Here is an 11,649-nt window from a genome sequence, read left to right on the forward strand (position 1 = left end):
CAGTACGGGAACCCACCCCATGTCCTCTGCCATTGTCGCCGGCTTTGCCCTTGGTTTCGGCCTGATCCTTGCCATCGGGGCGCAGAATGCCTTTGTCCTGCGGCAGGGGCTTCGGCGTCAGCATGTCTTTGCCGTCTGCCTGACCTGCGCGCTGTCGGATGCGGTGCTGATCGCCGCCGGAGTGGCGGGGTTTGGCGGGCTGGCCCGGGCCGTGCCCTGGTTCGAGCCGCTGATGCGTTATGGCGGGGCGGCCTTCCTGATCTGGTACGGCGCGCGCAGCCTGTTTGCGGCGCTGACCAAGACCGAGGCGTTGACGACCGGCGAGGACGCCCGCCCGGGCGGAGGAGCCGCCCTGCGCCCGGTGCTGCTGACAGTGCTGGCCTTCACCTGGCTCAACCCGCATGTCTACCTCGATACCGTGGTGCTGATCGGCTCGATCTCGGCGCAATACCCCGACCGGCTCGGCTTTGGCCTCGGCGCTGTTCTGTCCAGTTTCACCTTCTTCTTCTCGCTGGGTTACGGCGCGCGCCTGATGGCGCCGGTCTTTGCCCGGCCCCGCGCCTGGCAGGTGCTCGACACGGTGATCGCCCTGACCATGTGGACCATCGCGGCCAAGCTGCTGCTGATGTGACCGGCTATTGCAGGTCGTTCGCATGTGAAGGGTTGCCCCGGCGCGGAAATGGGTGTTCAACCCTGATATGCCCTTGCCTCAGACAGCCGACTCCCGCCCGCTGGCCGGCATCCTCTGGATGCTTGCGGCGGGTCTGTGCTTTGTGGTGATGACCGCGATGGTCAAGTCGATGGGGCAGGGGATGCATCCGATCCAGTCGGCCTTTCTGCGCTATCTGCTTGGCATCGTCTTTGTGCTGCCGGCGCTGCGAAGTCTGCTGGCGGCGCGGCTGACCCGGCGGCACTGGACCATGTTCGGCCTGCGCGGCGCCATCCATGCGGTGGGGGTGATGCTGTGGTTCTTTGCGATGACCCGGATCCCGCTGGCCGAGGTCACCGCGATGAACTATCTGACCCCGATCTATGTCAGCCTGGGCGCGGCACTGTTCCTGGGCGAAACTCTGGCGGCGCGGAGGATTACGGCAATCTTCGTGGCGCTGATCGGCGCCGCGATCATCCTGCGGCCCGGCTTTCGCGAGATCTCGCCCGGTCATCTGGCCATGCTTGGCACCACGCTGACACTGGGTGGGTCCTATCTGCTGGCCAAGGCGGCGGTCGCCGATCTGAGCCCCGCCGTGGTGGTGGCGCATCTGTCGATCTGGGTCACGGTGGCGATGATCCCCTTTGCGGTGGCGGTCTGGCAGACGCCCAGCTGGCAACAGCTGGCGGTGCTGTTCGCCATCGCCAGTTTCGCCACTGCCGGGCATTACTTCATGACGCTTGCGCTTCAGGCCGCGCCGGTGGCGGTGACCCAGCCGGTCACCTTTCTGCAGCTGATCTGGGCCACCTTGCTGGGCGCGCTGGTCTTTGGCGAGGGGGTCGATATCTGGGTGGTCGCTGGCGGCACGCTGATCCTGGCCTCGGTCAGTTTCATCACCTGGCGCGAGGCGGTGCTGAAACGGCGCCCGATCACCCCGCCCAGCATCGCGCCCAAGCTTTGAGCCGCTTGCACGGTTGCCCGCCAGCCGCATAGGCTCGGGCGCGAAAACAGGAGGGCGCATGACACGCGCGATTGCCATTCTTTGCCTGTTGCTGGCGCCCGGAACGGCGCAGGCGGAACTTGAGATCTGCAACGACACGCCGGTTGTGCAATCGGTGGCGCTCGCCTATCGCGGCGGCGAGGACTGGAACAGCCAGGGGTGGTACGTGTTCGAACCGGATCAATGCCAGACCGTGCTCGAGGGCGATCTGAGCAATCGCTACTATTACGTGACCGCGCTGGCCGAGGGATGGGTGTTCGATCATCAGGACATCGCCTTTTGCGTCAAACAGGGTGTCTTTGACATTGTCGGCGCCGAGAACTGCCGTGACCGCGGTCTGATCACCAATCTGTTCCGCGAGGTCGACACCGGCCCCCGCGCCACCGGTTTTCGTCTTGATCTGTCCCCCATCACACGCATCGGCGAGGATTGATTGACGCGTCAATAAAAATTCCCTAGCGTTTTCTGGAATCTATTGGCGCTGAGGAGTGGGCATGCCGAAAATCGGAATGGAACCGATCAGGCGCGACGCGATCGTCAAGGCGACGATAGCAGAACTGGGCGTGCAGAAAAGTCTGGATGTCACCGTCAGCCAGATCGCCAAACGGGCGGGCATGTCCAGCGCGCTGGCGCATCACTATTTCGGCGGCAAGGACCAGATTTTTCTGGCCGCCATGCGCCATATCCTGAGCGAGTTCGGCGACGAGGCGCGGGCCGAGATGAAAGGCAGCACGCCAGCCGACCGCCCGCAGGCGATCGTGCGGGCCTGTTTCGCGCATTCCTGTTTCACCCCGGATGTGATCGCGGCCTGGATGACCTTTTACGTGTTGTCGCAGACCAATGACGACGCGCTGCGTCTGTGGCGCATCTATCAGTCGCGGCTGTATTCCAACCTGGTCCATGCCCTGCGCCCCGTGGTGCGCAACCCGGGCGAGGTGGCCAACGATTTGCGCGCGCTGATCGACGGGCTCTACATCCAGGCCGCGCTGGGCGCCCCCGGAGAGCCCGATCTGGCCTGCGCCCATGCGCTGCGCGTTCTTGATACCCTGATCGAGGCTGGTAGATGACCCGACCCAATATCCTGATCCTGATGGTGGATCAGCTGAACGGTACCCTGTTTCCCGACGGTCCCGCCGACTGGCTGCACGCGCCCAATCTGAAACGGCTGGCGGCGCGCTCGACCCGGTTTGCCAATGCCTATACCGCCAGCCCGCTTTGCGCGCCGGGGCGGGCCAGCTTCATGTCCGGCCAGTTGCCCTCGCGCACCGGGGTCTATGACAACGCCGCCGAGTTCCGCAGCGATATCCCGACTTATGCCCATCACCTGCGCCGCGCGGGCTATTACACCTGCCTGTCGGGCAAGATGCATTTCGTCGGCCCCGACCAGCTGCACGGGTTCGAGGAGCGGCTGACCACCGATATCTATCCGGCCGATTTCGGCTGGACGCCCGACTATCGCAAACCGGGCGAGCGTATCGACTGGTGGTATCACAACATGGGCTCGGTCACCGGCGCGGGCGTGGCCGAGATCACCAACCAGATGGAATATGACGACGAGGTCGCCTATCACGCCAAGGCCAAGCTTTACGATCTGGCGCGCGGCAAGGACGACCGCCCCTGGTGCGTCACCGTCTCGTTCACCCATCCGCATGACCCCTATGTGGCGCGGCGCAAATACTGGGACCTCTACGAGGATTGCGAGCACCTGCTGCCGCAGGTGGGCGATCTGGGCTATGACAATCACGACCCGCATGCCAAGCGCATCTTCGATGCCAATGACTGGCGCAATTTCGACATCACCGAAGAGGATATCCGCAAGTCGCGCCGGGCCTATTTCGCCAATATCTCCTATCTCGACGACAAGCTGGGCGAGATCCTCGAGGTGCTGGAAACCACCCGGCAAGAGGCGATCATCCTCTTTGTCTCGGATCACGGCGACATGCTGGGCGAGCGCGGGCTGTGGTTCAAGATGAACTTCTACGAAGGCTCCGCCCGGGTGCCGCTGATGGTGGCCGCGCCGGGCATGGAACCGGGGCGCATCGACACGCCGGTTTCTACCATCGACGTGACCCCGACGCTGGGCGAACTGGCCGGTGTCGACATGGCCGAGATCGCGCCCTGGACCGATGGCACCAGCCTGGTGTCGCTGGCCAACGGCACCGAGCGCACCGCGCCGGTGCTGATGGAATACGCCGCCGAGGCATCCTATGCGCCTCTGGTTTCGATGCGCTACGGCAAGTGGAAATACAACCGCTGTGCGCTTGATCCCGACCAGCTCTTCGATCTGGATGCCGATCCGCATGAGATGACCAACCTTGCCGATCACCCCGATCATCAGGGCACGGTGCAGAGCCTGCGTGCAAAGTCGCAGGCGCGCTGGGATCTCGACCGCTTCGATGCCGAGGTGCGCGCCAGCCAGGCCCGCCGCTGGGTCGTTTACGAGGCGCTGCGCCAGGGAGGCTATTACCCCTGGGATTACCAGCCGCTGCAAAAGGCCTCGGAACGCTACATGCGCAACCACATGAACCTGGATAATCTGGAGGAAAGCCAGAGGTTCCCGAGGGGGGAGTAGCCTTATCCCTCAACGATATCGGGCCACGGCCACAGTGGCTCCGATCTCTCCGCGCCCTGCCAAGCGGTTTTACATAGGCAAGACGGTTCTCTTCGGGCATGCATTTCGGGCCCTGATCGGCTAGACTTTTATCCCCAGAAGGGGGAGGTCATGACCACATCAGAGCACATCGCCGCGTTGACCGCGCTTGTCGAAACCTACGTGATGGCGATGACCCGGGGCGACCGGCCCGCGTTGGAACGGATATTCTTCGGCAAGGCCAGCGAGGTGGGCCACTACGAAGGAGAGCTGCTCTGGAACTCCCGCGACGCGTTCATCGCAATGTGCGAGGACGCGGCTGACGCGGAAACCGATCCGTTCTGGGCGATCAGTTCGGTTTCGGTGCAGGGGGACATCGCGATGCTCCATGTCGAAAACGATTGGGCAGGCATGCGCTTTGACGATTTTCTCACGGTCCTGTTGCACGAGGGCAGCTGGCGCATCGTGTCAAAGGTTTATCGCATCCGCTGAATGGGCCGGGTTACCGGACCTTACCCGTTCAGCAAAGCCTCGACCTCTGCCACATTGGCCGCGCCTTTCAGCAGGGTAAAATCGCCACGCTCCAGCATGGCGCGGGTGCCGTCCAGCAGGATCTGCTGCGTCACCCGGGCCAAGCCGCCACCGATGGAGATCCGGGCGACCCCCAGCGCGCCCATCTGTTCAGTCGTCAGATCCCGCATCTCTCCCGCCGCCAGCAGGTTGACCGGCGTCCCGGTGGCCACCAGCGCCCGGGTGGTATCGGCATCGACAAGCGGCGCATAGATCACATCCGCACCCGCCCGGGCAAAGGCGATGCAGCGGCGCAGTGCCTCGGCCTGATCGTAATTGCCCGTCATGCAGCCATCCGCGCGTGCGGTCAGCACGATCCCCGCCGCACGGGCGGCGGCCACGGCCGCCTCGATCCGGGCCAGGGCCAGATCGAAGGGATAAAACTCCTTGGAGGGCATCATGGTGTCCTCGATCGAGACCCCGGCCAGCCCCGCCTCTGCCGCCAGCCGCACCGTCTCGGCCACGGTGTCGGGGCTGTCGCCGAACCCGTTCTCGAAATCGCCGTTCACCGGCAGATCGACGGCGGCGCAGATATCGGCGGCATGCTGCAAGGCGATGTCGCGCGAAATCTGCCCGCCATCCGCCAGACCCAGGGTAAAGCCATACCCCGACGAGGTTGTCGCCAGCGCCTGCGCACCCAGCCGGGCCATCACCTTGGCCGACCCGATATCCCAGGGGTTCGGCATCACCAGCGGATTGCCGGGGACATGCAGGGTCCGGAAACGTTCAGTCAGTTTGTCGCGGCCCATGATGTGCCTCCATTGTGCGCCTTGGGGCGTGTTTCGGTTGCGCTCAGCATACCGTCAATCGGCCCCGTTACCTATCGTTTCGAGCACGGGAATTAGCAAAGTCGCGCGCGCCTTGCTGCCCGCTGATGCCCCGGCGGGCTTGGGGTCTCCGGGGCTCGCGCCTTGTCACCCCCGCTCCAGCAGCATTTCGGTCAGCGCGCAGGCATCCGCCCGCGCCTGTGCCGCGTCGGGGACCGAGTCGGCCTGTGCCGCCTCGATCCAGATGCCGTCCATATAGGCCTGGATGCTGGTCTGTACCCAGCTGCGCGCGGGGTCGGGCAGCAGGGCGCGCAACTCGTGCCGCAGGTTCGAGGCGACCCGCGCCCGGTTGATCCGATGCAGCCGTGACAGGCTGTTGGTATAGGGCGCATTGGCCCAGAACTGCACCCAGACCGAACATTGCGCCGGCGTGAACAGCGTATCGTCGAAATTGGCCTCGACGATGGCCAGCAGCCGGTCGCGCGGTGTCTTTGCCTTGGCCAGCCGGGACAGCAGGGCGGCATGCAGGATCGACAACAGGCGGCGCATGGTCTCTTCCATCAGCCGGTCCTTGGACCCGAAGTAATAGTTGATCGACGCCGCCGAGGCCCCGGCCTCGCCCGCGATCTCGGCCATGGTGACCGAGCCGAATCCTCGCTGATGCAACGACCGGATCGCGGCGGCGACCAGCTCGTCATTGCGGATGTCCCGAATGCGTTTGCGTCTCATGCGGCCATATTGGCCAATCGGCCAAAGGGTTCAAGTTTAAAGGATTATCGAAAAACTTGAACGACTGTTCAAGTTTTGGTTCTTTTGATCAGGTTATTGTGCTAATTTCCCGCATCATTCGACCCGGCCCGGAGGAGAGGGCGGGCGTGAACCCAGGGAGGGACCATGATCCTGAATTCGATCTTGAGCATTGGGCTGCTGCTGACCTTTGGTCTGGTGGCCTTTTGCGTCATCAAATGGCGCGACGTAGAGTGTATCGGCCCGACGCCGGTGCATCTGTTCACCTTCATCGCGATCCTGTTCACATCCGGCCTGGATGTCGGGCTGATCATGTTCCCGCTTGCCGAATTCGGCGGCTATGCCGAGGATCCGGCCTATGCCTTTGCCAACCCGCTCGCGATCGAGTTCGGGTTCTGGGGCTTCCTGATCTGGGCCTTCTACTTCCTGACCGCCTTCTATTTCTGCGTCATCGAACCCCGCGTCGGGTTTTTCGAGATCCCGCTGGTGAAGCTGGTCAACAACATCGTCATCATCGGCACCTGCGCCTTTACCGCCAGCCTGTTTCTGATCTACCTGCCGGGCTACATTCCCGAGATCGGCGATGGCGAGACGGTGGTGCCCGCCTTTTATGTCATCGTGTTCCTGACCATCCTGGCGGCGGCCTATTCCTCGACCGATCTGAAATATGTGCGCGTGCTCTCGGTCGGTTCGACCTTTCTGTTCCTGGCGCTGATCCTGGGCATGTGGGCAGCGGCGGGCATGGGGCTGGGCGGGGTCGGCCAGAACCTTGGCCTGCTGGGCGCCTATTTCGGCAACCTGCATGAGTTCGTGCTGCCGCTGACCGATTACCACGCCTTCTACCTGTTCTGGTGGTTTGCATGGTCGATCATGATCGGCCAGTTCACCTCGCGCTTTGTCGGCGGGCTGAAGACCTGGCAATTGCTGATCGCGCTCCTGGTGTTCCCCTCGATCCCCTTGGCGATCTGGTTCTCGGTCCTCTATTTCTATCACGAGAACGGGATCAGCACCGCCGGGCTGACCAATGTCGCGATGATCGTGGTGGGTATCACCTTTGTCATCAACTCGCTGGACTCGCTGATCCGGCTTTACACCGACAACCTGTCGATCACGGTCGAGCGGCTGGGCCGTCCGGTCTATATCGCGGGCAATGTCGGAGTGCTGTTCGCGCTGACCTTGCTGTTCCAGAGCCAGTGGCTCCAGATCCAGTGGGTCGGCTCGATCGTGATCGGCCTGTACCTGGCCTGCGTCCTGTTCATCGCGCTGCGTCACCGCAGCACGGTGATGGCGATCAGGACATCCCCCGAGGACCGCGCGCTCGACTTCCACAAGGTCGAAAGCGTGCATTGACACAACCGGACCCGGCCCTTGCGGGCCGGGTCCCCACTTTGGCGTGCGCAAGGCGGCGCCGGCAGCAAGGAAAGACAGACGGATGGAAGCGGATTTTGTCATCGTGGGGGCGGGCAGCGCGGGCTGCGCCATGGCCTACAGGCTCAGCGGGGCGGGGGCCTCGGTTCTGGTGATCGAACATGGCGGCACCGATGCCGGGCCGTTCATCCAGATGCCCGCCGCGCTCAGCTATCCGATGAACATGTCGCGCTATGACTGGGGTTACCTGTCCGAGCCCGAACCGCATCTGAACAACCGCCGCCTGGTCTGCCCGCGCGGCAAGGTGATCGGCGGGTCCTCCTCGATCAACGGCATGGTCTATGTGCGCGGCCATGCGATGGATTTCGACACCTGGTCCGAGATGGGGGCAGATGGCTGGGCCTATGCCGACGTGCTGCCCTATTTCAAGCGGATGGAGACCTGGCACGATGGCGGCCATGGTGGCGATGCCAGCTGGCGCGGCACCGACGGGCCGTTGCATGTGACCCGTGGCCCGCGCACCAACCCGCTGTTCAAGGCCTTTGTCGATGCAGGTAAGCAGGCGGGTTACGAGGTGACCGGCGACTATAACGGCGAGAAGCAAGAGGGCTTCGGCCCGATGGAGCAGACCGTCTGGAAAGGGCGGCGCTGGTCGGCGGCCAATGCCTATCTGAAACCGGCGCTCAAGCGCGAGAATTGCGATATCCTGCGCGGGCTGGCAGCCCGCGTGGTGATGGACGCGGGCCGCGCCACCGGGGTCGAGATCATCCGGGGCGGCAAGGCCGAGGTGATCCGCGCCCGGCGCGAGGTGATCATCGCGGCCTCGTCGATCAACTCGCCGAAACTGCTGATGCTGTCAGGCATCGGCCCTGCGGCGCATCTGGCCGAACATGGCATCGCGGTTGTGGCCGACCGCCCCGGCGTGGGGGCCAATCTGCAGGACCATCTGGAGCTTTACATCCAGCAGGCCGCGATTCAGCCGGTGACGCTCTACAAATACTGGAACCTGTTGGGCAAGGCGGCGATCGGCGCGCAATGGCTGTTCACCAAGACCGGTCTGGGCGCCTCGAACCAGTTCGAAAGCGCGGCCTTCATCCGCTCGCAGCCCGGCGTTCCCTATCCGGATATCCAGTATCACTTCCTGCCCATCGCGGTGCGCTATGACGGGCAGGCCGCTGCCGAGGGCCATGGCTTCCAGGCCCATGTGGGGCCGATGCGCTCGCCCTCGCGCGGGGCGGTCACCCTGCGCTCGGACCGGCCCGAGGACGCGCCGGTGATCCGCTTCAACTACATGAGCCACGAAAAGGACTGGGCCGATTTCCGCACCTGCATCCGGCTGACGCGCGAGATCTTTGGCCAGGACGCGTTCAAACCCTATGCCGGCAAGGAAATCCAGCCCGGAGCGGCGGTGCAAAGCGACGAGGAGCTCAATGCCTTTATCGCCGAACATGCCGAAAGCGCCTATCACCCCTGCGGCAGCTGCCGCATGGGCCGGGCGAGCGACCGCAATGCGGTGGTCGACGGGCAAGGCCGGGTGATCGGGGTCGAGGGGCTGCGGGTGGCCGACAGCTCGATCTTTCCGCAGATCACCAATGGCAACCTCAACGCGCCCTCGATCATGGTGGGCGAGAAGATGTCGGACCATATCCTGGGCCGCGACCCGCTGCCGCGCGCCAATGACATCCCCTGGATCAACCCGCGCTGGGAGGCCTCGCAACGTTGAGGCGGGGGCAGAGATTTTTCGTCGAAAAATCTCCCCTGCCGCACCCGATTTGATCCCTGTCAATGTCCGGTCCTGTGGTGGGCGGCTAGCCTCTGGGCTGACATTGAAAAAGGAGCGAACGGATGTCCCATACCCCGCATGAACTGGCCGAGGAATTCCCCGAAAAGGTCGATCTGATGAGCCAGCTCAAGCAGTCGGATGCGCATTTTTCCAAACTGGCGGACGAGTATCACGAGATCAACCGGGCGGTGCACCGGGCCGAGACCAACGTGGAACCTATGGAGGAACTGGCCGAGGTCGAGCTGCGCAAGAAGCGCGCGGCGCTCAAGGATGAGATCTGGGGCATCCTGTCCAAGGTCTGAACAAAAGGCGCGGGGGCGCTGCCCCCGTCGCCTTTCGGCGCCGCTCCCGGAGTATTTTCAGCAAAATGAAGATCAGTTGACCTCATAGGGCAGGGTGCCGCGATGGTCGCTGTCGATGGTCAGGCGCCGTTCCAACGGCGGCACCGAGCGTTGGTGGCAGGTCTTGCGCTCGCAGATGCGGCAGGAAATGCCGATCGGCTCATAGGCGCTGGCGTTGCTGACATCGAGGTTGTCAGCATAGACCAGCTGATCGGCATGGCGCACCTCGCAGCCGAGCCCGATCGCATAGCGCCGCACCGGCGCCCCGAAGGACCCCCCTGTCTTGGACACGTCGCGCGCCAGCGAGATATAGCGCACACCATCAGGCGTTTCCGCCAGTTGTCGCAGGAAATGCCCTGGCGTTTCAAAGGCGCGGTGCACGTTCCAGAGCGGGCAGGCGCCACCAAAGCGGGCAAATTGCAGCCGTGTGGCCGAGTGGCGTTTGGTGATCGTTCCCGCCTGATCGACCCGGACAAAGAAGAAGGGGATACCCTTGGCGCCCGGTCGTTGCAGGGTCGAGAGGCGATGCGCCACCTGTTCGATCGAGGCGCCAAAGCGGGTGCTGAGCCGTTCCAGATCGTGGCGGGTCTGCTGCGCGGCCTCCAGGAAGATGCCATATGGCATCAGGGCGGCACCGGCGAAATAGTTGGCCAGCCCGATCTTGGCGATGGCGCGCGCCTCTTCGCTGTGAAAACGGGCGAAATCGAGCGTTGCCTCGAGCAGCGAGTTCTGGCTGAGCAGCGCCACCTGCAAGAGCAACTGAAAGACCTGGGTCTGGGGCGCGCTGCGGGTCGACAGGCGCAGCAGGCGCGTTGCGGGATCGTACTGGCGCAGTGCCTCGATATCGGCCAGCTCGACCGTGATGCCGCGATCGGCCAGCGCGGCCAGCGCCGCGCCGCGTACACCGTCGGTCTGGGCCCGGGCTGCGAACCGTTCTGCCGCGTGATCGACCGCGTCGATGTAGTTGTCACAATAATGGAAGAAGTCGCGCACCTCCTCCCAGGGGCTGGCCTGGATGCGGGCATCCTCGCGTCCCAGCGCCTCGTCCAGCGAAGCCAGCCGTTCATGGGTCTGCCGGTATGTGCGGTGTAGCTCGATAAAGGCGCGCGCCAGCGCTGGCGCATTGGACGCGGTCAGGCGCAGATCGGCGAGCGGCGGCATCGCATCGGCAAAGATCGGGTCGGCCAGCGCCTCGCGCATGTCACTGACCAGCCGCTCGCTGTCGCCGGTGCTCAGTTCGGTCACGTCCAGCCCGAATTCCTGCGCCAGCGCCAGCACCACCGAGGTCGAGACCGGGCGGTTGTTGTTCTCCATCTGGTTCAGATAGGGCAGCGACACGCCCAGCTTGGCGGCGAAATCCTTTTGCGTCAGCGACAGGCGGTTGCGGATCTCGCGCAGCTTGGCGCCGGCATAGAGTTTCTGGGTGGCCATGATCGGGTGCCGACTCTTTGCAAGTTTACCTTCTGCACAGGCTACGTTTGCAAAGCGGGAACGGCAAGGTCAGAGCGGTTGGCCGTCGCAAAAGACCTGTCGCCATTCCAGGATCGTGACCTCCTTGCGCAGGCCAGTGGGCCAGAACGGGTCCTGTTCGACCAGAGCCTGCACATCGGCGCGGGTCCCGGCCTCGATCAGCCACATGCCACCGCGCCCTTGGGCGCCCTCGAACAGCGGTCCGGCGCCGCGGATGGCCGCGCCCTGGGTTGCGAGAAAGGCAAGGTGCTCGGCCATGTGGCGCTGGCGCAGATGTTCCTTGCCCGGATTGTCCTGAAACGTGACGCAGAAAAGCATGATAGCTCCCTTTCGGTTTGGATACCGGCAGGGTGACATGCTGCAA

At 64.0% G+C, this 11,649-nt stretch carries 13 protein-coding genes; 9 read left to right on the forward strand and 4 right to left on the reverse strand.

Going from position 1 to position 11,649, the window contains the following annotated elements; genetic code table 11:
• Positions 1-19: 19 nt before the first annotated feature.
• From SPO_RS05475 to SPO_RS05500, 6 genes are all read left to right on the forward strand, one after another.
• Positions 20-631, forward strand: coding sequence for a LysE/ArgO family amino acid transporter (locus SPO_RS05475; protein ID WP_011046826.1), 612 nt, complete (start codon positions 20-22; stop codon positions 629-631).
• A gap of 67 nt (positions 632-698) precedes the next feature.
• On the forward strand, positions 699-1,610 hold the full coding sequence (locus SPO_RS05480; protein ID WP_044027982.1) for a DMT family transporter: 912 nt from the start codon (positions 699-701) through the stop codon (positions 1,608-1,610).
• Between the two features lie 58 nt (positions 1,611-1,668).
• A complete protein-coding gene (locus SPO_RS05485; protein ID WP_051420321.1) occupies positions 1,669-2,082 on the forward strand; it encodes a DUF1036 domain-containing protein in 414 nt (137 codons plus the stop codon).
• Between the two features lie 61 nt (positions 2,083-2,143).
• Positions 2,144-2,716, forward strand: coding sequence for a choline-binding transcriptional repressor BetI (betI, locus tag SPO_RS05490; protein ID WP_044027983.1), 573 nt, complete (start codon positions 2,144-2,146; stop codon positions 2,714-2,716).
• A complete protein-coding gene (betC, locus tag SPO_RS05495) occupies positions 2,713-4,221 on the forward strand; it encodes a choline-sulfatase (RefSeq protein WP_011046830.1) in 1,509 nt (502 codons plus the stop codon). Before betI (SPO_RS05490) ends, betC begins: the two co-directional genes overlap by 4 nt.
• 150 nt (positions 4,222-4,371) lie before the next feature.
• Positions 4,372-4,731, forward strand: coding sequence for a nuclear transport factor 2 family protein (locus SPO_RS05500; RefSeq protein WP_011046831.1), 360 nt, complete (start codon positions 4,372-4,374; stop codon positions 4,729-4,731).
• Between the two features lie 20 nt (positions 4,732-4,751).
• Here the strand turns inward: SPO_RS05500 and SPO_RS05505 are convergent, their stop codons facing one another.
• Positions 4,752-5,558, reverse strand: coding sequence for an isocitrate lyase/PEP mutase family protein (locus SPO_RS05505; protein ID WP_011046832.1), 807 nt, complete (start codon positions 5,556-5,558; stop codon positions 4,752-4,754).
• 165 nt (positions 5,559-5,723) lie between these two features.
• Positions 5,724-6,305, reverse strand: a complete 582-nt coding sequence (gene betI, locus SPO_RS05510; RefSeq protein ID WP_011046833.1) for a choline-binding transcriptional repressor BetI — start codon at positions 6,303-6,305, stop codon at positions 5,724-5,726.
• 165 nt (positions 6,306-6,470) lie between these two features.
• Here betI (SPO_RS05510) and SPO_RS05515 point away from each other — a divergent pair, with 165 nt between their 5' ends.
• The 3 genes from SPO_RS05515 to SPO_RS05525 all read left to right on the forward strand — a co-directional run bounded on the left by SPO_RS05515 (position 6,471) and on the right by SPO_RS05525 (position 9,776).
• Positions 6,471-7,673, forward strand: coding sequence for a BCCT family transporter (locus SPO_RS05515; protein ID WP_011046834.1), 1,203 nt, complete (start codon positions 6,471-6,473; stop codon positions 7,671-7,673).
• Positions 7,674-7,755: 82 nt separating this feature from the next.
• Positions 7,756-9,414, forward strand: a complete 1,659-nt coding sequence (gene betA / locus SPO_RS05520; RefSeq protein ID WP_011046835.1) for a choline dehydrogenase — start codon at positions 7,756-7,758, stop codon at positions 9,412-9,414.
• Between the two features lie 122 nt (positions 9,415-9,536).
• Complete coding sequence (locus SPO_RS05525) at positions 9,537-9,776, forward strand: YdcH family protein (protein ID WP_011046836.1); 240 nt, start codon at positions 9,537-9,539, stop codon at positions 9,774-9,776.
• A gap of 72 nt (positions 9,777-9,848) precedes the next feature.
• Here SPO_RS05525 and SPO_RS05530 read toward each other — a convergent pair whose 3' ends face one another.
• Both SPO_RS05530 and SPO_RS05535 read right to left on the reverse strand, forming a co-directional pair.
• Positions 9,849-11,246, reverse strand: coding sequence for a helix-turn-helix domain-containing protein (locus SPO_RS05530; protein WP_011046837.1), 1,398 nt, complete (start codon positions 11,244-11,246; stop codon positions 9,849-9,851).
• A 69-nt stretch (positions 11,247-11,315) separates the two neighbouring features.
• Positions 11,316-11,603 (reverse strand): YciI family protein, encoded by a 288-nt coding sequence (locus SPO_RS05535; protein WP_011046838.1) that lies wholly within the window; start codon positions 11,601-11,603, stop codon positions 11,316-11,318.
• Between the last annotated feature and the right edge of the window lie 46 nt (positions 11,604-11,649).

The organism is Ruegeria pomeroyi DSS-3, from assembly GCF_000011965.2.
GTDB classification, from domain to species: Bacteria; Pseudomonadota; Alphaproteobacteria; order Rhodobacterales; family Rhodobacteraceae; genus Ruegeria_B; species Ruegeria_B pomeroyi.